The sequence below is a fragment of the Rahnella sp. Larv3_ips genome (assembly GCF_003697865.1).
Classification (GTDB): domain Bacteria; phylum Pseudomonadota; class Gammaproteobacteria; order Enterobacterales; family Enterobacteriaceae; genus Rahnella; species Rahnella rivi.
On the sequence record NZ_MJIB01000005.1, the window covers coordinates 569580 to 596569 of the forward strand.

General features: G+C 55.1%; 20 protein-coding genes. 14 read left to right on the forward strand and 6 right to left on the reverse strand.

Translation table 11 applies throughout. The annotated features are described in order from the left end of the window. Nucleotides 1-628, reverse strand: a 628-nt coding sequence (locus ED901_RS11560) for a tRNA isopentenyl-2-thiomethyl-A-37 hydroxylase MiaE (protein WP_122095977.1), incomplete at its 3' end; no start/stop codon positions are given. A 180-nt stretch (nucleotides 629-808) separates the two neighbouring features. Here ED901_RS11560 and purE point away from each other — a divergent pair. After that, nucleotides 809-1318: a 5-(carboxyamino)imidazole ribonucleotide mutase gene (gene purE / locus ED901_RS11565; RefSeq protein WP_122095978.1), complete on the forward strand. Its 510-nt coding sequence runs from the start codon at nucleotides 809-811 to the stop codon at nucleotides 1316-1318. Beyond that, nucleotides 1315-2379 (forward strand): 5-(carboxyamino)imidazole ribonucleotide synthase, encoded by a 1065-nt coding sequence (gene purK, locus ED901_RS11570; protein WP_122095979.1) that lies wholly within the window; start codon nucleotides 1315-1317, stop codon nucleotides 2377-2379. The genes purE and purK overlap by 4 nt, the downstream gene beginning before the upstream one ends. A gap of 41 nt (nucleotides 2380-2420) precedes the next feature. Here the strand turns inward: purK and ybbP are convergent, their stop codons facing one another. Both ybbP and ybbA read right to left on the reverse strand, forming a co-directional pair. Beyond that, nucleotides 2421-4853: a putative ABC transporter permease subunit YbbP gene (gene ybbP / locus ED901_RS11575; RefSeq protein WP_122095980.1), complete on the reverse strand. Its 2433-nt coding sequence runs from the start codon at nucleotides 4851-4853 to the stop codon at nucleotides 2421-2423. Next, complete coding sequence (gene ybbA, locus ED901_RS11580) at nucleotides 4850-5536, reverse strand: putative ABC transporter ATP-binding protein YbbA (RefSeq protein ID WP_056771257.1); 687 nt, start codon at nucleotides 5534-5536, stop codon at nucleotides 4850-4852. Before ybbA ends, ybbP begins: the two co-directional genes overlap by 4 nt. On the opposite strand from ybbA, the gene tesA reads away from it, so the two are divergent. The 6 genes from tesA (at nucleotide 5507) to ED901_RS11610 (ending at nucleotide 15933) form a co-directional block, all read left to right on the forward strand. After that, entirely contained in the window at nucleotides 5507-6136 is a 630-nt protein-coding gene (gene tesA / locus ED901_RS11585; RefSeq protein ID WP_122096121.1) for a multifunctional acyl-CoA thioesterase I/protease I/lysophospholipase L1, read from the forward strand. The genes ybbA and tesA overlap by 30 nt on opposite strands. Nucleotides 6137-6257: 121 nt before the next feature. Further along, nucleotides 6258-7034, forward strand: a complete 777-nt coding sequence (locus ED901_RS11590; RefSeq protein ID WP_056771250.1) for an SDR family oxidoreductase — start codon at nucleotides 6258-6260, stop codon at nucleotides 7032-7034. A gap of 87 nt (nucleotides 7035-7121) precedes the next feature. Continuing rightward, nucleotides 7122-7979 carry a co-chaperone YbbN gene (locus ED901_RS11595; protein ID WP_122095981.1) on the forward strand — a complete coding sequence of 286 codons (858 nt, stop codon included), beginning with the start codon at nucleotides 7122-7124 and terminating at the stop codon, nucleotides 7977-7979. 369 nt (nucleotides 7980-8348) lie between these two features. After that, complete coding sequence (locus ED901_RS11600; protein ID WP_256370284.1) at nucleotides 8349-14318, forward strand: S6 family peptidase; 5970 nt, start codon at nucleotides 8349-8351, stop codon at nucleotides 14316-14318. Between the two features lie 239 nt (nucleotides 14319-14557). Then, nucleotides 14558-15478: an SPFH domain-containing protein gene (locus ED901_RS11605; protein ID WP_056771239.1), complete on the forward strand. Its 921-nt coding sequence runs from the start codon at nucleotides 14558-14560 to the stop codon at nucleotides 15476-15478. Continuing rightward, nucleotides 15478-15933, forward strand: coding sequence for an NfeD family protein (locus ED901_RS11610; protein WP_122095983.1), 456 nt, complete (start codon nucleotides 15478-15480; stop codon nucleotides 15931-15933). Before ED901_RS11605 ends, ED901_RS11610 begins: the two co-directional genes overlap by 1 nt. Here ED901_RS11610 and cueR read toward each other — a convergent pair. The 3 genes from cueR to ED901_RS11625 all read right to left on the reverse strand — a co-directional run bounded on the left by cueR (nucleotide 15930) and on the right by ED901_RS11625 (nucleotide 18081). Next, nucleotides 15930-16331, reverse strand: a complete 402-nt coding sequence (gene cueR / locus ED901_RS11615; protein ID WP_056771234.1) for a Cu(I)-responsive transcriptional regulator — start codon at nucleotides 16329-16331, stop codon at nucleotides 15930-15932. The genes ED901_RS11610 and cueR overlap by 4 nt on opposite strands. Nucleotides 16332-16403: 72 nt before the next feature. Continuing rightward, nucleotides 16404-17189: a molybdenum ABC transporter permease gene (locus tag ED901_RS11620; protein WP_122095984.1), complete on the reverse strand. Its 786-nt coding sequence runs from the start codon at nucleotides 17187-17189 to the stop codon at nucleotides 16404-16406. Further along, nucleotides 17161-18081, reverse strand: a complete 921-nt coding sequence (locus ED901_RS11625; RefSeq protein ID WP_122095985.1) for an extracellular solute-binding protein — start codon at nucleotides 18079-18081, stop codon at nucleotides 17161-17163. Before ED901_RS11625 ends, ED901_RS11620 begins: the two co-directional genes overlap by 29 nt. A 184-nt stretch (nucleotides 18082-18265) precedes the next feature. Here ED901_RS11625 and copA point away from each other — a divergent pair, with 184 nt between their 5' ends. The 6 genes from copA (at nucleotide 18266) to ED901_RS11655 (ending at nucleotide 26955) form a co-directional block, all read left to right on the forward strand. After that, a complete protein-coding gene (gene copA, locus ED901_RS11630) occupies nucleotides 18266-20773 on the forward strand; it encodes a copper-exporting P-type ATPase CopA (protein WP_122095986.1) in 2508 nt (835 codons plus the stop codon). Nucleotides 20774-20850: 77 nt separating this feature from the next. Continuing rightward, entirely contained in the window at nucleotides 20851-21651 is an 801-nt protein-coding gene (locus tag ED901_RS11635; RefSeq protein ID WP_122095987.1) for a TraB/GumN family protein, read from the forward strand. A gap of 248 nt (nucleotides 21652-21899) precedes the next feature. Next, the gene (gene ybaK / locus ED901_RS11640; RefSeq protein WP_122095988.1) at nucleotides 21900-22379 is read left to right on the forward strand and encodes a Cys-tRNA(Pro)/Cys-tRNA(Cys) deacylase YbaK; all 480 of its coding nucleotides are present in this window, start codon (nucleotides 21900-21902) and stop codon (nucleotides 22377-22379) included. A gap of 42 nt (nucleotides 22380-22421) precedes the next feature. Next, nucleotides 22422-23639, forward strand: coding sequence for an MFS transporter (locus ED901_RS11645; RefSeq protein WP_056771217.1), 1218 nt, complete (start codon nucleotides 22422-22424; stop codon nucleotides 23637-23639). 230 nt (nucleotides 23640-23869) lie between these two features. Continuing rightward, complete coding sequence (ybaL, locus tag ED901_RS11650) at nucleotides 23870-25561, forward strand: YbaL family putative K(+) efflux transporter (RefSeq protein WP_056771213.1); 1692 nt, start codon at nucleotides 23870-23872, stop codon at nucleotides 25559-25561. 158 nt (nucleotides 25562-25719) lie between these two features. Beyond that, the gene (locus ED901_RS11655; protein WP_122095989.1) at nucleotides 25720-26955 is read left to right on the forward strand and encodes a sensor domain-containing diguanylate cyclase; all 1236 of its coding nucleotides are present in this window, start codon (nucleotides 25720-25722) and stop codon (nucleotides 26953-26955) included. The last annotated feature ends 35 nt before the right edge of the window (nucleotides 26956-26990 follow it).

Below are 26990 nucleotides of genomic sequence, written 5' to 3' on the forward strand. Positions count from 1 at the left end.
TTCCCGTTTTAAGGCTGCACACCGGCGTACCACTGTGGAAACGGAATTGCTCATCCGGCGTCAAAATCAGTTCCGCTTCTATTCTGCCAAAAAACTCTACCCGATCGCTGATGTCCCCTCCGGCATATTGCTCCGCCAGCGCCAGATAATCGGCAAAATGACGTGATTCTGAGCGCAGCAGCGAAGTGTAAAAACGCGACAACGTGTCATCGAGATGCGGCGCGATTTTCGCAAAACGCTCGCACGAACGCGCTTCGATGTACGCCCCGATAATCAGGCGGTCGACCAGAATATTTAAATCATCATGATGACGGGTGTGTTTAATCATCCCGCTGGCGTAGCGCGACGGTGAAAGCTGAGTGTAGGTGACATTGCGTTTTTGCATGATTTCCACCACCTGCTCGAAATGATGAAGTTCTTCCCGCGCCAGGCGCGCCGCGCAAAACAGCAGTTCAGTGCGATCCAGATATTTCGTCATCAGGCTCATCGCCGTGGCCGCCGCTTTTTTTTCACAGTTGGCGTGATCAATCAGCATCACCGCCTGATTTTCCAGCGCCACATCCACCCACAAAGCCGGTGTTTCACAGTGCAAAAAATCATAAATCGGTGCCAGTAAAGCCTGCGTCATCATTCAGTTTCCAGTGTTGATTGCTCATCATAGTGTGGTCCGGATTATACAAATCTGCCCGCCACTTCTCATCAAAAATGCACCGTATTCCGGCGACGCAACCGTTTTCCTTGCTCCGTGAGCATGATATCATTTGCGCCCTCGCAGTTTCTATTTCCGAATCACAGGAGCTTTACAGACATGTCATCCAACGTTACCCCGGCAAAAATCGCCATCGTTATGGGGTCTAAAAGTGACTGGGCGACCATGCAGTTCGCCGCCGAAGTCCTCACAACGCTGAATATTCCTTTCCATGTCGATATTGTCTCCGCACACCGCACGCCGGACAAATTATTCACTTTCGCTGAACAGGCTTCGGCGAATGGCTTTGATGTGATCATCGCGGGTGCAGGCGGCGCGGCGCATTTACCCGGTATGCTGGCAGCGAAAACGCTGGTGCCGGTGCTCGGTGTGCCGGTGCAAAGTGCTGCGCTGAGCGGCATCGACAGCCTGTATTCCATCGTACAAATGCCGCGCGGTATTCCGGTTGGGACACTGGCGATTGGTAAAGCCGGTGCGGCAAATGCTGCGCTGCTGGCCGCACAGATTCTCGCGCTGCACGATGCTGAGATTGCGAAAAGTCTGGCTGCATGGCGCACCGCTCAAACCGATGAAGTGCTGAATAATCCCGATCCACGGGAGCAAGCATGAAGCCGGTTTGCGTGCTCGGAAACGGCCAGTTAGGCAGAATGCTGCGTCAGGCCGGTGAACCGCTGGGGATCGCCGTTTTTCCCGTCGGCCTGGATGCTGAACCGGAAGCCGTGCCGTATCAGCAAAGCGTTATTACGGCTGAAATCGAACGCTGGCCGGAAACCGCGCTGACCCGCGAACTGGCGACACACAATGCGTTTGTTAACCGCGAAATCTTCCCGCGTCTGGCCGACCGCCTGACGCAAAAGCAGTTGCTCGATCAGCTCGGTCTGGCAACCGCACCGTGGCAGTTACTGGCCGATGCCGCCGAATGGCCGCAGGTATTCTCCGAAATTGGCGAACTGGCGATTGTGAAACGTCGCGTCGGCGGTTACGACGGTCGCGGTCAGTGGCGTTTGCGCTCCGGCGAAGAAAATACGCTGCCGCAGGATTGCTACGGTGAATGCATCGTTGAACAGGGCATCAATTTTTCCGGCGAAGTGTCGCTGGTCGGTGCGCGGGGTCACGACGGCAAAACCGTGTTTTACCCGCTGACCCATAACCTGCATCAGGATGGCATTCTGCGCACCAGCGTCGCACTGCCGCAGCCGGACGCCGCCCTGCAACAGCAGGCGGAACGCATGTTGTCAGCCATCCTCAACGAACTGAATTACGTCGGCGTGATGGCGATGGAATGTTTCGTGGTCAGTGAAGGTTTGCTGATTAACGAGCTGGCCCCGCGCGTGCACAACAGCGGTCACTGGACGCAAAACGGTGCATCCTACAGCCAGTTTGAAATGCACCTGCGCGCGATCCTCGGTCTGCCGTTGCCGCAACCGGTGGTCAGTACGCCGTCGGTGATGGTGAATCTGATTGGTACGGAGGTGTCAGAAGCATGGCTGAGCCTGCCGCTGGTCAATCTGCACTGGTATGAGAAGGAAGTGCGTCCTGGGCGTAAAGTCGGACACCTGAATCTCAACGACGCCAGCGCCAGCCTGCTGAAAGACAATCTCAACGCACTGATCCCGATGCTGCCGGCAGAATACGCCAGCGGTATTGAATGGGCGATTGAAAAGCTGTGATTTTCAGGCTTCCTCCCCTGCAAAGGGGAGGAATTTAAACACTACGAATCATATTGCCTGAACAACGCCCTTCCCCGCAGTAACCGCACACCCAGCCAGCCACCGCAGACCGACAGCAGCAACGCGCTCACCACCGGTACGGCGATCCACATCAGGTAATTCGGTTCCCACGGGAAATCGAACACTTTGCGTTGCAGCAGCCACAATGCGGCTTCCGCACCGATGGCGGCAGCGACACCGGCCACCAGCCCGAGCACGGCAAACTCACACCACAGCGTGCGATGCAGCATCTTTTTGCTGGCGCCCAGCGTGCGGTAAACGATCAGCTCCTGACGGCGCTGACGCATGCCGACCTGAATCTGCGCCAGCAGCAGTAAGCCGCCGCACAGCATCACCAGAATCACCATCACTTCCAGCGCCCTGCTCACCTGCTGCAATACCTGCCCCACCTGACGCAGGATCGAGCCGATATCCATCAGGCTCACCGTCGGGAACTGGCGATTGAGCTGCGTGATGGTGCGGTCATCGCCGTGATAACGGAAGCTGGTCAGCCAGCTTTGCGGCTGGCCGTCGAGCGCGCCCGGCGGGAAGATAAAGTAGAAATTCGGCTTCAGGCTGTCCCAGTCCACTTTTCGCAGGCTGGTGATTTTGGCGCTGAACTCCTGGGTATCGCCGCTGAACGTGACGGTATCGCCGAGTTTCAGCCCCAGACGCCCCGCCAGCCCTTCGTCGATCGACACTTCACCGGCTTTCGGCGGCCCGTTGCCTGCCACCAGCGGATTATGATCCGGCAGCCCTTCCATCCAGGTCAGATTCAGTTCACGGTTTACGGCTTCACCGCCCGCGTCGTCCGGTTTGATGATCTCGGTGGCGACCTTGTCGTTAATCCCGGTCAGGCGAACCCGCACAATCGGATAGAAGGTTTCCGGCTGCGCTTTATGCTGATGCAGGAAATCCGTCACCTGCGGAATTTGCTCTTTGGTGATATTGAGCAGGAAGTAATTCGGGCTGTCCGGCGGCAGCTGTTGCTCCCAGCGATCCAGCAAATCCCCGCGCATCACCAGCAGCAAAGCCAGCAACATAAACGACATGGAGAACGCCGCCAGTTGGCTGAGCGTCACCCACGGCTGTCGCAGCAGACGGTTAACGGCTAAACGCAGCGGCAACTGACGGAAAGTTAGACGGCGCAGTAACAACAGCGCCCCCCAGCCAATCACGCCCAGCAGCAACGACAGCACCAGCACGCCAGCCAGCAAAGACCACAGCAGCGAACTTCCGCCCATCAGCGCTGCCAGCAGACCGACCACCACCAGAATCATGACCGGCAGGAAGTAGCGCAGCGGCCAGACGTTGGCGACCACATCATTACGCAGCACGCGCAATGGCTGGGTAGCCAGTAACTGGCGATAAGGGCGAATACCAATCAGGAAAGAGATCACCACCATCGCGCCCATCGACCAGACCCACGGCCAGACACCGGCGGGAGGAAGCGCCGCGGGCAGTACCGGGGCCAGAACTTTCATCAGCACCGCTTCAAATGCCAGACCGACCAGACTGCCGCAAATTCCCGCCAGCACCATTACCGCAACCCACTGGCCGATGATCAGCCTGCGCAGGGCTTTTTTCCCCGCGCCGAGGGTTTTGAGCACCGCCACCAGATCGTAACGGCTGCGGCAGTAATGCCCCATCGACACGGCAATGGCGGCAATCGACAGCATCAGCGTCAGCAATGCTGATAACGTCAGGAACTGCTGCGAGCGCTGCAACGATTTCCCCAGCGCACCGTCGGAATCTTCCATCCCGGTCCAGCGCTGATCGGGTTTCAGCAGCCCTTTTATCGCATCGCCATAGATCTGAATCGCCTGCGGCGAACCGGCAAACATATAGCGGTAGGTCAGGCGGCTGCCCGGCTGAACCGCGCCGGTTTTCGGCACATCCGCCAGATTCATGATCACCCGTGGCGCGGTCTGGAACGGGTTGAAGCCCGAATCCGGCTCCTGCACCACCACGCCGGCAATTTTCAGCGTGGAGTCACCCACGTCCAGATTGTCACCCACTTTCACGTTGAGCAGCGCCAGCAGACGCGGCGCAACCAGCACGGTGCCCGGCTCAGGTTTCAGCCCGGCGGGTTCGGTTTGCAACGTGCCATACAGCGGGTAAGCCAGATCGGTGGCTTTTACCGCCGCCAGCTGCGGCGTTTCACCGGCAAACGTCATGGTCATGAAAGAGAGCTGACGGCTGACCTTCAGCCCCTGCTTTTCCGCGTCCTGCAACCAGGCTTCGGTGATCGGTCGGGCGGAGCGCAGCACGCGGTCACCGGCGATAAACTCGCGGCTTTGCTGACTCAGCCCTTTGTCCATACGTTCACTGATGCTGCCGAGCGCCAGCACGCAGGCCACCGCCAGCGTCAGTGCCAGCCAGACAATCAGCAGCGAAGGCGAACGCCATTCGCGCCAGAACCAGCGCCAGATCATGCTTCCTCCCACAACTTCCCGTCACGCAGACGCAAGCGCCGCTGGCAACGCGCCGCCAGTTGCTCGTCGTGGGTGACCAGAATAAGGGTGGTGGCCGCATCGCGGTTCAGGGAGAACAGCAGATCGACAATGCGTTCGCCGGTCGCACGATCCAGATTGCCGGTCGGCTCATCGGCGAACAGCAGTTTAGGTTTTCCGATAAATGCCCGCGCCAGCGCCACGCGTTGCTGCTCGCCGCCCGAAAGTTGCGCAGGCAGATGGTGCAGACGCCCGCCGAGCCCGAGACTTTCCAGTAACTGCACCGCCTGCTGACGGCTGTTGCTGTCGCTTTCGCCGCGCAGCAATGCCGGAAGCTGGACGTTTTCCAGCGCGTTGAGCGTCGGCACCAGCATGAAGGACTGAAACACGAAGCCCACATTTTTTGCCCGCAGCGCGGCGCGACCTTCTTCGTTAAGTTTACTGAGAGATTTGCCGAGCAAAACCACATCGCCGCTGGTGCCGTCATCCAGCCCGGCAAGAATGCCCAGCAGGGTGGATTTACCGGAACCGGATTCCCCAATCAGCGCAATTGTCTGCGCCGGTTTGACAACCAGCTCCACACCGGACAGGATGGTGAGCTGTCCTTCACCCTGACCGACGTGCTTATTAAGATGATGAACTTCAAGAACGTTTTCCGCTGGCATCTCCCCTTCCTTATGTTGTTAGGATTACTGAGTTTTCGCGCCGTTGCTGCTGATAACTTGCTGATTATTGGCGACAGTTTAAGTGCTGTCTATCGCCTGCCTGTAGCCGAATCATGGCCGTCACTGCTGAATAAAAAATGGCAAAAAGAAGGGGGGAAACCCACCATTATTAACGCCAGCATCAGCGGAGATACCGCCGAACAAGGGCTGGCGCGATTGTCTGCGCTGCTGCAACAACATCATCCGCGCTGGGTGCTGATTGAGTTGGGTGCCAACGACGGTTTACGCGGATTCCCGCCACAAACCATTTCGCAAACCCTGACCCAAATTATCGCTCAGGTTAAACACGCCGATGCCCAGCCGTTGCTGATGCAAATCCGCCTGCCGCCAAACTATGGCCGCCGCTACGGTGATGCGTTCTATGCCATCTATCCGGCGCTGGCGAAGCAGGAGAATATCCCGCTGGTGCCGTTCTTTATGGAACAGGTCGCCGTGAAACCGGAATGGATGCAGGATGACGGCTTGCACCCGGCGCTGGCAGCCCAGTCGTTTATTGCCGACTGGATGTCTGAAAAACTCACGCCGCTGCTGACGCATTAGGTTTAAAATACGAAAAATAAAATAATACCGGGACGTGAGTAAAACCAGGACGTTACCTTTTTCACCCGACTCCCTAGTAAATCACAGCCATAAAAAATAGGGACACCTCACAGGTAAAGTTATGCAAAAAGCAGTATTAATCACCGGTTGTTCCAGCGGTATCGGGCTGGTGGCTGCACAAGATTTGCGCAGCCGTGGTTACCGGGTGCTGGCTGCATGCCGGAAACCGCAGGATATCGACACACTTCAGCAGATGGGTTTTGAAACCATACCGCTGGATCTTGATGATGAAGAGAGCGTCATACACGCCGCCGCGCAGGTGATCGCGTTGACCGGCAACCGCCTTTATGGCCTGTTCAATAATGCCGGATATGGCGTTTACGGCCCGCTGAACAGCATCAGCCGTGCGCAGTTCGAGAAACAATTCTCCACCAACCTGTTCGGCACACATCAGCTGACTCAACTTTTGTTGCCCGCCATGCTGCCGCACGGCGAAGGCCGCATAATCCAGACCAGTTCGGTGATGGGGCTGATTACCACGCCCCGCCGTGGCGTTTATGCCGCCAGTAAATTCGCGCTGGAAGCCTGGTCCGACACGCTGCGCATGGAGCTGCACGGCACGGGCATTCAGGTCAGCCTGATTGAACCCGGCCCGCTCAGCAGCAATTTCACCGCCAACGTCAGTCAGTCACAAGCGGACCAGCCGGTAGAAAATCCGGGCATCGCCCGTCGTTTTACGCTCAAGCCGGAGGCGGTTTTACCCAAACTGCACCATGCTTTAGAGAACCCGCGTGCGCGCCTGCGTTATCCGGTGACCCTGGTCGCCCATGCGCTGACGGTGCTCAAACGCCTGTTGCCCGGCCGGTTGCTGGATAAAATATTGCGCGGAAACAGCTAAGTAAAAGCGCCGGGGGGTTGAAGCAGTAAGAGTCGCCCCCATCTCATTTTTAACGCTTTAAACGCCTTAGTCAGAGAGAACGAATTCATGCTTGCACAACCTACGATTATTGATATTGACGAAACAAACCTGCAACAGGCACTGGAGCAATCCATGTCTGTACCGGTGATGTTCTATTTCTGGTCAGAACGCAGCCAGCATTGCCTGCAGCTCGGGCCGATTCTCGACAAACTGGCGGTGGAATATGCCGGTCAGCTGATTCTGGCGAAGGTCGATTGCGATGTGCAGCAAATGGTCGCTCAGCAGTTTGGTCTGCGTTCAATTCCGGCGGTTTACCTGTTTAAAGACGGTCAGCCAGTCGATGGTTTCCAGGGCCCGCAGCCGGAAGAAGTGATCCGCGAACTGCTGCAAAAAGTGCTGCCGAAAGAAGAAGAGCTGAAGCTGGCTCAGGCACAGGAACTGTTGCAGGCAGGCAATGCGGCTGAAGCCCTGCCGCTGCTCAAAGAGGCATGGCAACTGAGCAATCAGCGCAGTGATATCGGCCTGTTGCTGGCTGAAACGCACATTCATCTCAACCGTAGTGATGACGCCGAGGCCGTACTGGCCACCATTCCGTTGCAGGACAAAGATTCCCGCTATCAGGGGCTGGTCGCACAAATCGAGCTGATCAAACAGGCAGCGGATACCCCGGAAATTCAGCAACTTCAGCAGGAGCTGTCGCAGGATCCTGATAATGCAGAGCTCATTGTTAAACTCAGCCTGCAACTGCATCAGGTTGGCCGCAACGAAGAAGCGCTGGAACTGCTGATGGCGCCGCTGAAGAAAGATTTAGCCGCGGCTAACGGCGCGGCGCGTAAAACGCTGATGGATATCCTGGCCGCACTTGGCACCGGTGATGCCCTGGCTGCGAAATATCGACGTCAGTTATATTCCTTGCTTTACTGATTCATCAGAATTTTAATTTAAAAATGCCGGCCTTGCGCCGGCTTTTTTATTTCCACGTATTAAGAAGAAGTTACATATTCCATCACAATATAAAATATATTCAGCGCTTTTAATTTGATATGTGAATGTATTTATTTTCTCTTAAAGAAGAATACATCCTTACAATCACGTGATATTCTCGCCGCCCTAAAAACATCGAAGGCAGATGTTATTCGCAAAATAATTAAACGATCAGCGCAGAACCTGAAAATAATTGTCAGCAAAAACAATTCAATAAAACCGTTATTATCCATCGAGCATGAGTAATATTATTTACATGGAGTTTGTTATATGAAGTTTAAAAAAGGATTGATTTCTTCAATATTATTCATGGGGCAAATTAGTGATGCGTCAGCTGCCTTAATGCGTGATGATATCAATGTTCAGGTTTACCGGGATTACGCGGAGAACCGTGGCGTATTTTTCCCCGGCGCAGTTAACGTTCCGGTCTATCATATTGACGGTTCCATGAGTGGTACGCTTAACGTTATCCCTGATTTCAGTTCGAATGCTGATGGCGGTTTTTCAACGCTTATCTCTGCACAGGTCGCCCCCTCTGCTGTCCATGTTGGTTATACGGACAATCTCACTTTCGGCAAACGATTCCAGCAATTAGATGCCACCCTTTTCAGCGGTGCCGAGAAAGCCGAAAGCTACACCTTAATGAACGAAGTGACCAAACGCGCTTATGATGTGGAGGCAACTGACGATTATAAAATTACACGTCTGCGCACCCTCGTGACCGATGCGGCCCCTTCAGAATTATTTACCGATACGTCGCAAATAAAAAAAGGACTTGTTATTGCCCGTGTGGGTGGCGGGACTTTTGCCGTTGCTCTGGACAAAAATACGATTCAGGATCTGGGTTATGGGCCAATGGCAGGCGGCACAAACATCATCGAAACCGTGAGCCTTAATGGCCAGGTATACAACCTAAGAATAACGCTGACAGAAGCGCAGAAGACCGCTCTTGATGTCGGCACTCTGGGCGGTGACAGTGGCAGTGGCGTATGGGGATGGGATACAAAATCTCAGAGCTGGAAACTGGTGGCGATCAACTCGGCTGGCGGCGGAACGAAAGGCTACGGAAAGACGAGTTTCTTCAGGACAGCCCCGCAGTGGACGCTGGACACCATGGAAAGCTTTAACGATGCGGCGATTAGCACGTTAAATAGCTCGGATATTATTTACGCAGGCGCACAAGACAGTAAAAGTGGCGAAGGTTATTTGACGCTCAATGGTAACGATATTCTTTACCACGGAATACGCACAGATATCGCCGCTTCCGCCTTAGTCAATAATGACTTCAAAAGTAACAAGAACCTTATATTTGGTGGCGCGGGCGGCACTATCCAGCTCACGGAAAAAAACCTGAATTTAGGTGCAGGATCGATAACCTTTAATTCAGATTACATTCTTTCCGACGGCGGCGATAATAACCGCCGGTTAAACAGCGCGGGCTATATTATCAACGCGGGTGCGGTCGTCACCAGTTTACTTACCGGCGGCGTCGGCGATATCTGGCGTAAAATTGGCGATGGCACGCTGATCATTGCCGGTAACGGGAATAATCAGGCCGGTTTAAATGTTGGCGATGGCCTGACTATTCTGCAACGCGTGGGCGGTTCCGCGCTGAAAACCCTGCATATCGGCAGCGGACGCGCCATCGTCCGGCTGGGTGCTGCCGATCAGCTGGTGGGGACGCAGGTTGGCTTCGGCACGCGCGGCGGGATCCTTGATCTCTACGGTCAGTCGCTGAGCTGGAATGACATTATCCACATGGACAACGGCGCGACCATTGCCGCCACCAAATCCGGCGCGCAGTCCACCTTCACCTTCACCGGTAGCGGACCAAAAACGTTCCTCGGGAACTTCATCGACGGCGGCTCACTGAGCGACGGGCTGCTGCATCTGGTGTATGCGCCAGCGACGAAAGATTCTTCCTGGACACTGAAAGGCTATATCGATACACGCGGCGGAATGGATATCACCTCCGGTAATCTGGCGGTTCAGGGCGCGCTGACGCTGCATGCCGGCGGCTATATCGATCCGACCCAGTATGAGAAAGCCAGCTTTGATCTGGGCGACAGCCTGGTCAATCTTACTGATGCCAGTTTCACCGTAGGCCGCAACGCCACGGCACGCGGACGTTTTGTGCTTGATGATAAATCGACTCTGATCGTCGATTCCCGTGGTGAGACGAGCAGCGATGCTCAGGGCGTGCTTGAAGGCGCATATTTAGACGGCAGCGTGAATTTAACCACCAAAAACTCAACCCTGCGCGTGACGCCTGATGACAAATTCAGGGTACAAGTCAATGCCGATCTAAGCGGGCAAGGCCGGATTATCAAAGAAGGTGCAGGCACCCTTTTTCTCACCGGCATCAATACGCTCACCGGAAGCAGCCTGATTTCAGAAGGCCGCGTGATCGTCAACACCCTCGCCAGCCTGGGTACTCAGCGTGACGGCTGGATCATCGAAAAAACCGGCGTGCTCGATGCAGGCAACAACGCCGGCAGCATTGCTTCCATTTTAAACACCATTTCTGCTGCATCCCGTGGCGTGCTGGCGCTGAGCGGTTCAATCACCTCCGCCGCTGATATGAAGAGCCTGAAGGATGAGTTGTATATCGGCAGCAGCGGCTATTTGTCGCTGGGTACTTTCGGGCAAAACCTGACTGCGGGCGCTGATACATTCTATCTGGGCGGCGGTGATGGTGAAGTCGGCATCAAAGGCAACCTCACAACGGGAGACTCGCTGTTCCTGGGGAACGGGGAAAGCAGCGGCATTGTTCGTATAGAAAGTCACAACGCCAACTGGGTGGGCGACATTGATTTGCGGCGCGGAATTACCCTTATCGGTGATTTTGATGATTCCCTTGGCAATGGCACACTGAGCGTGGGTTACGGCGCGATCGCAGGTTCGAAATTTATCTCAAATATCTCCCACGATTCTGCCGGGATGATCAACATCGATCAGGCGCAACGTTTTGGTTACGACCTCAGCAATTTCGAGCGGTTAGCGCTGGGTGCGCTGGCAGGCGAGACGCTGACGATCGACCAGCCGCTGATTGCCTCCCAAAATGGCTATTACTTCTCAGGTACCGGTAATGTGCTGGTAAACAGCGCTCTGGATAAAAACAGCGATCTCAGCATTGATGCGCAAGATAACCAGGGCGGTATTATCACCCTCAACCATGCCTCTGATCTGGAAGGCATGGTGAACGTGCGTGGTTTTAACGCCAGCAATATGGCTTCAGCGAAAAGTGACATGACCCTGAAAATGGGCGTTGATGAGGCGATTGGCGGCAAAGCACACGTAATGTTAGAAGATGGCGGCGTTCTGGATCTGAACGGCCATACGGCTTCCCTGAATATTGAGAAAAGCAGCACACTGTCAAAAATTACTTCCTCGCAAACTCAAAGCGATTCCACACTGAATCTTCTGGTTAATTCAGATACCACACTGAACAGTTCCATTTCCGGTTCCCGTATTCACCTGAACAAAATGGGGCTCGGTACGCTCATTGTGGCCGGGGATAATACCTTCAGCGGAGAGACGTTGTTAACCGCCGGGAAAACGCGGCTCAATGGCAGCCATGCCTTTGGTCTGAAGACGAATGCCGTGACCATCGCGAAAGATGCGGTGCTCGATCTGTATGGCAACAGCATTGAAAACACCCTAACCCTGGATTCTGGCAGTTTGCTCAATACGCACTCCGGAGCTGTCAGCATTGGGGGGATTAACCTTCAAAATGACAGTGCGATAACCCTCAACGGGACATCGGACAGAGCAACCATTGGCTCTTACCGGCTAAACGGCCATCACCTTACTGTCAATAATACGCTGACGAAGTTAGATGCATTCGTTTTTGATGACGGCGATATCACGTTCAATAAAAGTAAAGTGGAATGGAACGCTAACAACAGTCTGCTAAGTCATAGCACCGGCTCCTTCACGGTCGGAAACGGAACCACCCTCGAGTTGCGAGATGTGGATCAAACATCCGGGCCTTCAAAAACACTGGTACTCGATGGCGGTATCATCGCTTCAGGCACGAACGGCAATGGTGGCGGAGGCGGGGCAAAACTTCGTAGTGACATTAATGTCGCCAGTAGCGGAACGTTAGTGGGAAACAACACCGCATTTGACATTATGTTCCGCATTTTTGGCTCACTGACAGGCAAAGGGACACTCACTATTGCGGGCAGTCAATCCGTAGGGTTACTTGGCGATACATCGGCCTTTACCGGCAAAATTTATATACAAAACAAAAGTACTTTACGTCTGTTGCCGGAAATGGACACCTCATTATCAGCCAGCATGGAGAGTCAGGGGGCTGGGAAGATTATTAAAGATGGAACCCGCAAACTCACATTAAGCGGTAACAATCATCTCTATATGAATGAACTGGAGATTAAAGCCGGCGATTTGGTATTCACGAATGCCGACTCCTTAACCGGTGGCAAAATTAAAATGACCGGCGGGAACCTGGGGTTCACCAGTGATGAAAACCTGATCCTCAATAACGCCATCAGCGGCACATCCGGCAGCCTGGTTAAACAAGGCACGGGCAGCGTCGTTCTCAATGCGGTGAATACGTTCAACCAAAAAACAGTGGTTGAAGACGGCACGCTGGTGGTGGGTGATGCCCTGCATGCCAGCGCGCAGTTAGCCGGGAATATAGAGGTTAATCCTTTCGGCACATTGCAAGGTTACGGCACGGTTGGCGGAAATGTCTCCAACAGCGGCCTTGTACGACCGGCGGGTGCAGGGAACACCTTCAACGTTAAAGGCAAATACACCCAGACGGCGGATGCGACGTTGTTCATCGATATCGATCCCCTGCTGGGTGCTTCAAAACTTGCCGTTACTGGGATGGCAGAACTTGCCGGACACCTGCAAACGCTCTTCGCACCAGGCACATACACTGAACAGGCGTATGAAATTCTGACCGCCGCGGGCGGCGTCACCGGAGTGTTTGCCGATAACCTTCAGGTGGGCAACGACGTGATGAGTCAGTCGCTGACTTATGCGGCCAACGGCGTGACCCTGACGACAGTGGCGAACCCGGTTAATCCTGTTAACCCGGTAAATCCTGTTAACCCGGTTAACCCTGTTAATCCCGTTAATCCTGTTAACCCGGTTGATCCGGTTACCCCTGTTAACCCGGTTGATCCTGTAGACCCTGTTAATCCGGTCGACCCGATTGACCCCGCTGATCCGGTTATCCCTGTCGATCCGATTGACCCTATTGACCCCGCTGATCCGGTTATCCCTGCCGATCCGACTGATGATGTTACGCCGCAGCCAAGGTTTGTCGTGCGTCCGTCAAATATTCACGCCTATGACCCGCAACTGATGGCTATCGGCTTGCAGAAATCCACGCAATGGAGCCTGCACCAGGTGGACTGGGCATTAAATCCGTTCGTTAAATCGGGCTGCGATATGTCCGGGCAATGCTTCAGTGACGATGCGATGTGGATTATGCCGCACACCAGCAAGGGTTCCGGCAGTTCCGGTCTGAGTGCGGATATTAATGGCATTTCTATCGGCGGATATATTGAGAGTCACGCCACCCGCGTGGGCGTCTCTGTCGATTACTCGGATTATGACCTCTCATCCGACGGCGCCTCTTCTTCTGCCAGTCGCTACGCCGTGAATGTGTTTGCATCCGAAAAATTACGTGACATCGTGCTGTCCGGCTCGCTGGGATATACGCACTCCCCTACCGATACCACACGTCAGGTCACCCGCAGCGGCATCTCTCTGGGCGAAGGTAAAAGCTCAGTGTCCGCCGAGGCGATAACCACGGCCCTCAGCGCCAGCTTACCGCTGACGTTGGGTGACATGAGCATCGTTCCTCAAATCGGCATAGAAGGCCTGAACGTTTATTATTCTGGCTTTGATGAAAGCATGTCAGCGAATAATGAAATGTTCGATTCAGTCATCGGCAAGATGAAAGTTCGCGGTGACGCCGATCGCTACACCAGCGTGCAGCCGAACATCGGCGTCAGCGTTTCCAACACCTATGTTGTTGCGGGCAAAGAAGTCACTCCGAATCTGAACCTGACCTACCGAAGGGAATTGATGAATGACAACGACAGTCAGGTCTACAGCAATGACGGCACGCTATTCACTGTTTCCGGCAATACGTTAGGCCGTGATATTGCGGAGTATTCCGCTGGCGTTGACGTGAAACTCACACCGAATTTGCGGGCAACGCTCAGTTACACCGGTAGCCACCAGCAGGGATACCAGTATCAGGAAGGCATGGCTCAGGTGAAATACAGTTTCTGATGACAGAGGAAACAGAAATTCACCCTGCTTTATGACATCAGCACTCCTCAAAGGCCGCCGATTTTTCGCGGCCTTTTCATTATGTTCATTCACAGCAATCTTCTTTATTAATACGAAGCCTTATTGAATTGTGCGACAATTCGCCATGCGCCTGACCGTTTGGTGAGTGCGCCAGGGAGATATTTTATCGGGATGTTCCAGCCGGAATATTCAGGACTCAATTTACAGGAGTTTCATCTATGTTTGATCTCATTCCCATTCCAATCCTTATCCTGATCGTCCTTGCCGTGCTGGTGGTTTTTGCCGGCATCAAAATCGTGCCGCAGGGCTACCAGTGGACCGTCGAACGTTTCGGGCGTTACACCAAAACGTTGATGCCGGGGCTGAACCTGGTGGTGCCTTTCGTTGATCGCGTTGGTCGCCGGATCAACATGATGGAACAGGTACTGGATATTCCGTCTCAGGAAGTGATTTCCCGCGATAACGCCAATGTCGCCATCGACGCCGTCTGCTTTATTCAGGTGATCGACCCGGCGCGCGCAGCCTATGAAGTCAGCAACCTGGAGCAGGCCATTGTGAACCTCACAATGACAAACTTCCGTACCGTACTCGGCTCAATGGAGCTCGATGAGATGCTGTCACAACGCGACAACATCAACGCACGTTTGCTGCATATCGTCGATGAAGCCACTAATCCATGGGGCGTGAAAATTACCCGCATCGAAATTCGCGACGTGCGTCCACCGGCAGAGCTTATCTCTGCCATGAACGCGCAGATGAAAGCCGAACGTACGAAACGCGCCGATATTCTTGAAGCCGAAGGTGTGCGCCAGTCGGCGATCCTGCGGGCTGAAGGTGAAAAACAATCGCAGATCCTCAAAGCGGAAGGTGAGCGGCAGTCAGCGTTCTTACAGGCTGAAGCCCGTGAACGTGCGGCAGAAGCCGAAGCCCAGGCGACCAAAATGGTGTCAGAAGCCATCGCTGCCGGCAGCGTCCATGCCATCAATTACTTTGTGGCACAGAAATACACCGACGCACTGACAAAAATTGGTTCTGCCAACAACAGCAAAGTGATCATGATGCCGCTGGATGCCAGCAGCCTGATGGGCTCGATTGGTGGTATCGCTGAATTACTGAAAGAATCAAAAGGCGAAAAATAATGCTGCAAAACCTGATGGCGACACCGCATCTGTTCTGGCTGTCGCTCGGCGGTCTGTTACTGGCGGCTGAGCTGGTCGGGGCGAGCGGTTATTTACTGTGGAGCGGCGTGGCAGCCGCGCTGGTAGGGTTAATCACCTGGATCCTGCCCCTGCCGTGGGAATGGCAAGGTGTGGCTTTTGCACTGCTCACCGTTATCGCAGCCTGGCTGTGGTGGAAATGGCTCAACCAGCGCATGGATAAAAACAGTGCCAATGCTTCATTAAACCAGCGCGGGCAGCAGATGGTCGGTACCTATGCCACCGTCATTGAGCCGGCGGTGAATCACTTCACCCGTGTAAAAGTCGGTGACAGCAGCTGGCGCGCGGTGTGTACTTCGCCACTCAACGTCGGTGACGAAGTGATGATCACCGGTGTGGAAGGCGCGACGCTGCGCGTGGAGCCTCACCGCCGTTAACGGGTGTGGCAGCAGCCGCTGAGGTTGTCGATGATCGGGCAACTGGCGCCGTCGTCACCCGGACAGGATTCCGCCAGCGTCAGCAGACGCTGGCGCATCACGTTCAGTTCTTCAATGTGCCGCGCAATATCTGCGGCCTTTTCCAGCGTCCTCGCTTTCACATCCGCACTGTGCCGCTCCGGATTATGAAATAACGCGATCAACTCCTGACACTCATCCAGCGTGAACCCGACCTGCCGCGCCTGTCGCAGCAGCGTCAGCTCTTCAATGTGTTTTTGCGCATAGCGGCGATAGCCGTTATCACCACGCATCGGCGCAGTCACCAGCCCCTTCTCTTCGTAAAAACGAATCGCTTTGCTGGTCAGCCCGGTTTTTTTTGCCACATCACTGATATTCATTTCGCCTCCACGACGTGCTGGTTTTTGCGCAACAGTTCACCATCATACGCCTGGTATGCCCATTCGCAGAAATCAGCGGTAATGAATGGCCTGTTTTTTAGTGCGCAGAAGCAGCCACATTGGCAGCGGCAAGGTGACAATCAGCAGGATCCACAACAGGGAATAGACCGACGTCACGCCGTCGTTTTGCAGGTTGATAAACATTTTGACCGGAATGCCCTGCGGGAAATAGCAGAACACCATCACGATGCCAAACTCCCCGATGGCGCGCACCCAGGCTATCGCCACGCCAGCGGCAATTCCACGTGAGGCCAGCGGCAATGTCAGGCGAACCAAAACCTGAAACGGTGAGGCACCGAGCGTATTCCCGGCTTCTTCGACATCTTTCGGCACGGCTTCCAGCGCACCTCTGGCGGATAAAATGAAATAGGGTAACGCGCCATAAATCTGCGCCAACACAAAGGCTGGCGCATTATTATTGAGGGTCATGCCGATGGCAGACAGTATTTCACCCACCGAGCCGTAAGGTCCGTACACCGACACCAGCAAAATCCCCATCGCCAGCGGCGGCGTCAGCAGCGGGATCAACACCAGCATTTCCACCAGAACACGCCAGCGCGATGCAGTTTTTGCCAGCCAGTAAGCCACCGGAAGTCCGAGCAGAATAATCAGCCCTACTGACACCAGACTGAGCCCGAGAGACACCGCCACCGCGTGGCTGTCGCCGTAAGCCAGATGAAAATCCGACCACGGCGTCAGGAACAACAGTGTAATAAACGGCACCAGCAGCAACGCCAGCGCGGGAACCGCCAGACCTGACGCGCGCAACTTAGAGGTTTCCGCCTTTCGGTTTGTCATAGCCATTTTGTTTAAACAGCTGCTGCGCCTCCGCGCTTTGCAGGTAGCGGATGAACTCTTTGGCCAGTTCAGGGTGCGGGGCGTTGTTCAGCACCACGGCGTAGAAGACCAGCGGTTGCGTGCTCAGGGTTTTCTCTTTTCCGGTCGCGTCTTTCACGCTGAAAGTGACCTTGCTGTACCAGTCTTTCGACATCTGCGGATTACTGAGGTTAATTTCATCGGGCAATTTGATGTACGGCAAGTGAGCAGAAATAGTGGCACTTTCGTAACCTGAGGCCGCATCAACCTGCCCCGCTTCCAGGCGGGTCAGTAATCCGCCTTCACCGGAAATCTGTTTAGGATTTTGCACATCCCCCAGCACCGCTTTTTCCAGCCCCGGTTGTTTGTAATAATTTTCCGCCAGCATCAGGGTGAAAATGATGTTCTGCCCCTGCGGATCGCTGACCGGATCGGTACGACCGAATTGCAGCCCCGGCGTCTGTAACACTTTCCACCACGGCTCTGCGCCCGCTTTACCGTCTTTAATCGCGGTAAATTTTTCGGCGTATTTGCCTTTCGGGTTGTAGGCGATCACCATGCTGGTGCTGGCAACCGGAACAGCCTGCCCGGCAAGCCCGGCTTTTTGCAGGATTTCAACCGGCCCCGGCGTGATAGAAACGAAAACATCCGCCACCACTTTTTTAGACGCCAGCAGATTCGCCATGCCGTAAGCGCCCTGCCCCTGTCCCTGATAATTCACATTTTTTTGCTTTGCAAAATCTGGACCCAGAAATTTATCCATCACCACGCCCATCGAACCGGCGTACGTCACACGAAAATCCTCCGCCGCCTGTGTGGACTGTGCCGCCAGCAAACCGGCCATCAGCAGAAACGTTGTTTGCATCTTTGCCATTGTCTTTCCCTTATTACCCACCGCTATATAGTTAGGTAGATAACGATAATCCATCAGAGAGGGAGATTCCTAAATAAACTGTTAATGAACAAGAACGCGAAAGCGAAAAATGCAGGCTTGACCTTCCCCTTGCTGGAAGGTTTATCCTCTGTCCTTAGTGAAGTTAACCCTGAGGAAATTCATCATGACGACGACCGTATTATCGCTGCAAGGCTTGTCCTGCGGGCACTGCGTGGCTTCAACGCGTAAAGCGCTGGAAGCTGTGGAAGGCACCACTGCCGTTGAAGTCTCTCTGGATAAAGCCATCGTCAAAGGCGATGCCAGCAGCCAGAGCCTGGTCGATGCCGTTGTTAACGCCGGTTATGAAGCGCAGGTTGTGGAGGACGCCTCCCCAAAATCTGAGCCGCTGACCGATAAGGCGAACGTTTTGCCGGAACCCCTGTCAGCGGCGGCGTCATCTGTTCCGGCATCCGATGAGAGCGTGCAGCTGTTACTCAGCGGCATGAGCTGCGCCAGCTGTGTCAGTAAAGTGCAGAAGGCGCTGGAAGGCGTCAGCGGCGTCGAACGGGCGCGGGTCAATCTGGCGGAACGCAGTGCGCTGGTCAGCGGTGACGTTGATCAGTCAGCGCTGATTGCCGCCGTTGAACGCGCAGGTTACGGCGCTGAAATTATTATTGATGAAACCAAACGCCGCGAGCGCCAGCAACAGACCGCGCGCAGCAGCATGATCCGTTTCAGCTGGCAGGCTGCTCTCGGTCTGGCCGCCGGTATTCCACTGATGCTGTGGGGGCTGCTCGGCGGTGAAATGATGGTCACCGACGCCAGCCAGACTGGCTGGTTAATCGTCGGCATTCTGACGCTGGTGATCATGGTTGTCGCGGGCGGGCATTTTTACCGCAGCGCCTGGAACAGCCTGATGCACGGCAGCGCCAATATGGACACGCTGGTATCGCTCGGCACCGGCGCGGCGTGGATATTCTCCTTCGCCGTCTGCCTGTGGCCGGAGGCGTTCCCGATGCAGGCCCGCCATCTTTACTTTGAAGCCAGCGTCATGATTATCGGCCTGATCAATCTCGGCCACGCGCTGGAGCAACGCGGACGCCAGCGTTCGTCTCAGGCGCTTGAACGTTTGCTGGATCTTACCCCGCCCACGGCCCGCGTGGTCACCGCGCAGGGTGAAAAAAACCTGCCGCTGGCCGAGGTTCAGCAGGGCATGACGCTGCGCCTGACTACCGGCGATCGTGTGCCGGTTGACGGTGAAATTCAAAGCGGCGAAGCCTGGATGGATGAGGCCATGCTGACCGGTGAACCGGTTCCGCGGCAGAAATCGCAGGGTGAAAAAGTGCATGCGGGTACGCTGGTAAAAGATGGCAGCGTGCTGTTTCGCGCAGACGCCATTGGCAGCCAGACCACCCTGTCGCGCATCATCAAACTGGTGCGCGAGGCGCAAAGCAGTAAACCGGAAATCGGCAAACTGGCCGACAAAATCTCTGCCGTTTTCGTGCCTGCCGTGGTGCTGATTGCGCTGTTCAGCGGTGCTGTCTGGTATTTCTTTGGCCCTCAGCCACAGCTGATGTATACGCTGGTGATTGTGACCACGGTGCTTATCATCGCCTGCCCTTGCGCACTGGGACTGGCAACGCCGATGTCGATTACTGCGGGTGTGGGCCGCGCGGCGGAATTTGGCGTGCTGGTACGTGATGCCGATGCACTGCAAAAAGCCAGCACCCTCTCCACGCTGGTTTTCGACAAAACCGGCACGCTGACCGAAGGCCAGCCGAAAGTGACGGATATTCATACGTTTGGTGATATCAGCGAGCCTCAGGCGCTGCGCTTTGCTGCCGCACTGGAACAGGGATCGCATCACCCGCTGGCGCAGGCCATTGTCGAAAAAGCGCAAGATCAGGCCATTCCCGACGTGCAGAACTTCCGCACGCTCGGCGGTCTGGGTTTACGGGGTGAAACGGAAGGCAAAACGCTTCTGCTGGGCAATCAGGCGCTGATGCAGGAAAACGGCATTGACGTTCAGGTTACCGACGCGTTGCTCAATGCAATGACCGCGCAAGGCGCAACGCCGGTTCTGCTGGCGGTTGACGGGCACCTCGCTGCGCTGTTCGCCCTGCGCGATCCGCTGCGCGAGGACAGCGTCAGCGCCTTGCAGCGTCTGCATCAGCTCGGTTATCAGCTGGTGATGCTGACCGGCGACAACCCGCGCACCGCGCAGGCCATTGCCGCACAGGCGGGTATCGATACGGTGATTGCCGGTGTGCGGCCGGAAGGCAAAGCTGATGCCATCAAAGCCTTGCAGGCCAAAGGCCAGCAGGTGGCAATGATTGGCGATGGCATTAACGATGCCCCCGCGCTGGCACAGGCGGACGTCGGCATCGCAATGGGCGGTGGCAGCGATGTGGCTATTGAAACCGCCGCAATTACCCTGATGCGCCCCAGCCTGCACGGCGTTGCCGATGCACTGGCGATGTCTCAGGCCACACTGCGCAATATGAAACAGAACCTGCTCGGTGCCTTTATCTACAACGTGATTGGGATACCCGTGGCCGCCGGCGTGCTGTATCCGCTGACCGGTACGTTGCTCAGCCCGGTGATTGCGGGCGCGGCGATGGCGCTGTCATCCATCACTGTGGTGGCGAACGCGAACCGACTGTTAAGGTTCACACCGAAAAAACCGGCCTAAAAAACAAGACGTTTCCTCTGTTCGCTCAACCGCTGACGCGTTAGCATGGTCTTTCATTTTTCGGGAGACCATGCGATATGGCGAAGTTTTTCAATCAGGCATTCAGCTGGCTCCGCAGGCTGTTCCCCGTCGAGTATTCCTATCCCGCCCTTGATATTCAGCTTCCCAGCAACCGCTTTTTACATCTGGTGGGCAGCATTCATATGGGCACCCAGGACATGCAGCCTTTGCCCGCGCAGTTATTACGCCGCCTGCAAAAAGCCGATGCGCTGATCGTCGAGGCCGATATCAGTGGCACCGAGTCTCCTTTTGCGATGTCAGGTGAGTTTCCGCCGCTGGCGGAACGCCTTCCTGAATCACACTATCTGCACGTCGAACGCCTGTGCGAAGAGCTGGGCGTCTCTATGTGGACGCTGAATCCGCTGCCCTCGTGGCAGGTCGCGCTGATGTTGCAGGCCACTCAGGCCCAGCGCCTCGGGTTACGCGGAAATTACGGCATTGATTATCAGCTTTTGCAAAAAGCCAAACTGCAAAACACCCCGGTGATTGAGCTGGAGGGGCCACAGGAACAGTTCGCGTTGTTGCAGCAACTTCCCGACGACGGTCTGGGGCTTTTGGAAGATACGCTGACCCACTGGCATACCAACGCCCGGCTGCTGCAAACCATGATCAGCTGGTGGCTGGATACCAAACCGGTGATGGCGTTAGATCAGTTGCCGAACACTTTCAGCGGCGATCTTTACGACGTGCTGATGAATCAGCGAAATATTCGCTGGAAGCAACTGCTGCTGGAACTGCCGCCGGGGCATTACGTGGTGGCCGTCGGCGCGCTGCATTTGTATGGCGAGGGGAACCTGCCGGAGCTGCTGAAAGGATAAAAAAATGGCCGGGTTTTAAGGCCGGCCAGTCAAAGAGGAATTTCATTTTATTTTTATAGCTACAGTGCCTGCCCTTGCGGACGCGACACCGGCGGGCACAGGGTAACAACCTGTGTTGGGTCTTGGCAATAACCATTCATTGCACTACTATTTCTCCCTCGCTTAATAATCATACTTTATTGTTAAATTTCATCGAATTGAACTGCCGACGATTTTTCGAACAAAAAAGTAATCAGAGATGAAAGATCATGACCCCAGCGGTACTTCTTCTGGAAAAAAATAAAGTCAGCTTCACTCTTCATTCGTATGAGCACAGCAGCGACGAAACCCACTTCGGCGATGAAGCGGTGAAAAAGCTGGGGCTGGATGCGCGTCAGGTCTACAAAACCCTGCTGGTTTCCCTGAACGGAGACGCTAAAAACCTGGCCGTGGCGGTAACGCCGGTGGCGTCCATGCTGGATCTGAAGAAGGTGGCGAAAGCCCTCGGGGGGAAAAAAGCCGACATGGCGGATCCGGCCATCGCGCAGCGCGTGACCGGTTATCTGGTCGGCGGCATCAGCCCGCTCGGGCAGAAAAAACTGTTGCCGACGGTGATCGACAGTCCGGCGCAGACTTTTTCCACCATTTATGTTTCAGGCGGTAAACGCGGGCTTGATATTGAGCTGGCGGCAGGCGATCTTTGCCGGTTACTGAAAGGCCAGTTTGCTGAGATCGCCAAAGTCGACTGACCCCCGGCCCCCTTCTGCACAGAACATTAAGGTTTACGCGCCATGACCGACAATACGGCAACGCCGGACAGCCCGCAGAAAGACGCAGTCAAAAAGACTGCGTTTTCTATTCTGGCGGCGATCAGCGTTTCTCATCTGCTTAATGACATGATCCAGTCGCTGATCCTCGCGATTTATCCGTTGCTGCAAAATGAGTTTTCGCTCAGCTTCACCCAGATAGGCATGATCACGCTGACCTATCAGATCACGGCTTCTTTGCTGCAACCGCTGATCGGTTATTACACCGACAAACACCCGCAGCCCTACTCCCTGCCCGTCGGCATGGGGTTCACCCTCTCCGGCCTGCTGTTGCTGGCTGTCGCGCAGAGTTTCCCGGTGGTTCTGCTGGCCGCCGCGCTGGTCGGCACCGGCTCCTCGGTTTTCCACCCGGAGTCTTCCCGCGTGGCGCGCATGGCTTCCGGCGGACGTCATGGCCTGGCGCAATCGCTGTTTCAGGTCGGTGGAAATTTCGGGGCTTCCCTTGGGCCGTTACTGGCGGCGCTGATCATTGCGCCTTACGGTAAAGGCAACGTTGCCTGGTTCTCACTGGCGGCGTTACTGGGCATTGTGGTGTTACTGCAAATCAGCAAGTGGTACCGCCAGCAGAATCAGATCGCCAAAAAGCGCGGGCCGGTGAAAATGAACATCACCGTCCTGCCACGCAAAACGGTGGCAATGTCGCTGGGCATTCTGCTGATACTGGTATTTTCAAAATATTTCTACCTGACCAGTATCAGCAGTTATTACACCTTCTACCTGATCCATAAATTTGGTGTATCGGTGCAAAGTGCTCAGATTCACCTGTTTGTTTTCCTGTTTGCCGTCGCAGCAGGCACCATCATCGGCGGGCCGGTGGGAGATAAGATTGGGCGCAAATACGTCATATGGGCGTCAATTCTCGGCGTCGCGCCATTTACCCTACTTTTGCCCCACGCCAACCTGATGTGGACCAGCGTACTGAGCGTGATTATTGGCGTGATCCTCGCCTCGGCGTTTTCGGCGATTCTGGTGTTTGCACAAGAGTTAATGCCAGGAAAAGTCGGTATGGTTTCCGGGCTGTTCTTCGGGCTGGCCTTTGGTATGGGCGGTCTGGGCGCTGCGGTACTGGGCTATGTGGCAGACATCACCAGCATTGAGCTGGTGTATCAGATTTGTGCCTTCCTGCCGTTGCTTGGGATATTCACCGCCTTCCTGCCGAATCTGGAAAATCACCGCGCCTGATAGCCTGCCTTTCGCTGCCGGCAACCTAAATGCCGGCGGCTTCTTATCCCTTCTCCACTTGAGCTTTGTCGGATAAAACCCATTTAAATCATCCGTTGGGATTTTTTTTGTTGTCTGCGGGGGATTTACTGCAAAAAAGGCCAAAATTCCTCAACGCCGGAACGATTTTTACCATAAACTTAGAAACAATCTGCAACACATTGCTTTGTGCATCACCAGAAGGAGTCTGAATGCATCATTCTACGCCCTTGATTACCACGATTGTCGGTGGCCTGGTACTGGCCTTTCTTTTTGGCATGATCGCCAATCGTTTACGTATTTCTCCTCTGGTTGGCTATCTCGCCGCGGGCGTGCTGGCCGGACCTTTCACACCTGGCTTTGTTGCTGATACCTCTCTTGCTCCCGAACTGGCTGAAATTGGCGTGATTTTGCTGATGTTTGGCGTCGGGTTGCATTTCTCTCTGAAAGATTTACTGGCCGTAAAGGCGATAGCCATTCCCGGCGCTGTAGCGCAAATCGCGGTAGCGACGCTGCTTGGGATGGGGTTATCACACCTTATGGGCTGGGACCTCGCCACCGGGCTGGTGTTCGGGCTCTGCCTGTCTACCGCCAGTACCGTGGTGCTGTTGCGCGCTCTGGAAGAACGGCAACTTATTGAAAGTCAGCGCGGGCAAATCGCCATCGGCTGGTTGATTGTTGAAGATTTAGTGATGGTGCTGACGCTGGTGCTGCTGCCGGCCTTCAGCGGTATGCTGGAAAGTCATCACTCCAGCCCGGTGGAACTGCTGACCGGCCTGGCGGTGACTATCGGTAAAGTGATCGCGTTTATGGTGCTGATGATGGTGGTCGGACGCCGCGTGGTACCGTGGATCCTGGCGAAAACCGCCAGCACCGGTTCACGCGAACTGTTCACGCTGTCGGTTCTGGCGCTGGCGCTGGGTATCGCTTACGGCGCGGTTGAAATCTTTGATGTCTCGTTCGCGCTCGGTGCGTTCTTCGCCGGGATGGTGCTCAACGAATCCGAACTGAGCCAGCGTGCCGCGCACGACACCCTGCCGCTGCGCGACGCTTTTGCGGTGCTGTTCTTCGTGTCGGTGGGCATGCTGTTCGACCCGATGATTCTGGTTCGCGAACCGCTGACGGTGATCGCAACCCTGGCGATTATCGTATTCGGTAAATCCATCGCTGCCTTCCTGCTGGTGATGATGTTCGGGCACTCCAGACGCACCGCGCTGACCATCTCCGTCAGCCTGGCGCAGATTGGTGAGTTCGCCTTTATTCTTGCCGGCCTCGGGATTTCACTGGGGCTGCTCTCCGAGCATGGTCGCAATCTGGTGCTGGCGGGGGCCATATTGTCGATAATGTTTAACCCGCTGTTGTTTACGCTGCTGGAAAAATATCTGGCGAAAACAGAAACCATCGAAGATCAGAGCGTCGAAGAAGCGGTAGAAGACGAGAAGCAAATCCCGTTCGATTTGTGCAATCACGCGCTGCTGGTCGGCTATGGCCGCGTTGGCAGCCTGCTCGGTGAGAAACTTCAGGCCGCCGGTATTCCGCTGGTGGTGATTGAAAACTCCCGCCCGCGCGTTGAAGCGCTGCGTGAACAAGGTATCAGTACGGTGCTGGGCAACGCCGCCAATCAGGAAATCATGGATCTGGCGCGTCTCGACTGCGCGCGCTGGCTGCTGGTGACCATTCCTAACGGTTATGAAGCCGGAGAAATTGTCGCTTCAGCCCGCACCAAACGGCCAAATATCGAAATTATTGCCCGCGCGCATTACGATGACGAAGTGACCTACATTCTCGAACGCGGTGCCGATCGCGTGGTGATGGGCGAACGTGAGATCGCCAACAGCATGCTGGGCATGCTGCAGATCGACATCATGACCGAAGACGAGAAACGGCCATTTTGTCCGGTGTGATGACGCCTTAACAACGTAATGAATCAGGGGTGCAGTCCTGCGGCTGCGCCCTTTTTGTTGCCCGTTTTTTTCCCTTTTATCTCTGTAACATAAAAAACGCCAAATCAGATCATTTCGCGGTATTCTGTGGTTACGCCAAATATTGATCGGTCGTCGCAATGTCGTTACCCCATCTGGAAACGTTAAACATATTGAGTACGCCGATCTGGGTTGTTTCGGCGCAAAGTCAGCACATCCTTTTTGCCAATATCGCTGCCAGAAAGCTGGCAGGCAACAGCCTGCTGGGGCCGCTGCGTAACGGCCAGTTTTCCGTTCATTCTCACCAGTCTCTCGATGCTTATTTGCCAAATCTGGCAAAGGGCGATCAGATTGTCGAAATCTGGACGATCCACAAAGAAGGCCGCGCATTTCCGCTGACCTGCCGCTTATCCTCGATACCGCTTGATGGCAGTGAATATGCCATTGTGTTCGAAGGTGCCCACACGTCCGCCGCCAATGTTCCGGTACCCGTTCCCAGCAACACACGCTATCGCCGCGATGAAAGTGGTTTCTATGAGCGTTTCTTTCAGACCAACAGCGCCCCGATGTTGTTAATCGATCCCGCCAATAATGGGCAGATTGTCGATGCCAATCAGGCCGCCACCCGTTTTTATGGCTATACGCGTGACGAAATCTGCATGAAACACACCTGGGAAATCAATGCGATGGGGCTGGACGTACTGCCGGTGATGCATGAAATTGCCCGACTGCCCGGCGGGCACAAGCCGCTGACGTTCGTGCATAAACTGGCGGACGGCAATTTGCGTCACGTCCAGACCTATGCCGGGCCGGTGGAGCTGAACGCGGTACGGCTGATGTTGTGCATCATTCATGACATCACTGAGCAAAAACGGCTTGAGCAGGAACTGGAACATGCAGCGCTTCGTGATCCGCTCACCGGGCTGGGTAACCGTCGTCAGTTCATGCAGCTGGTGGAGAATGCGCGCACGCAAAATCCGCAGCGGACACACAATTTCAGCCTGATGCTGGTGGACGCCGATCATTTCAAAACGATCAACGATCAGTACGGGCATAACAAAGGCGATGATGCGCTGGTGATGCTGGCCAGAACGCTGGAAACCGGGATCCGCGAAAGCGATACGGTCTTCCGCTGGGGCGGTGAGGAGTTCCTGATTTTGCTGCCGCTGACGCCTCTGGAAGGCGCGATGATCGTTGCCGAAGCCCTGCGTGAAAGAGTGCAGCAGTTATCGCAGCCGGAAATGCCTGCGCTGACAGTCAGCGTGGGCGTGGCGCAGTACGAAGCGGGTGAAGATTTTACCAGCCTGTTTAAACGTGTGGATGACGCGCTGTATCGCGCCAAAACGTCAGGCCGTAATCAGGTGCAGGCAGGATAATCAGAAAGCCGGACGGGGGTCACCCCGCCCGCTTC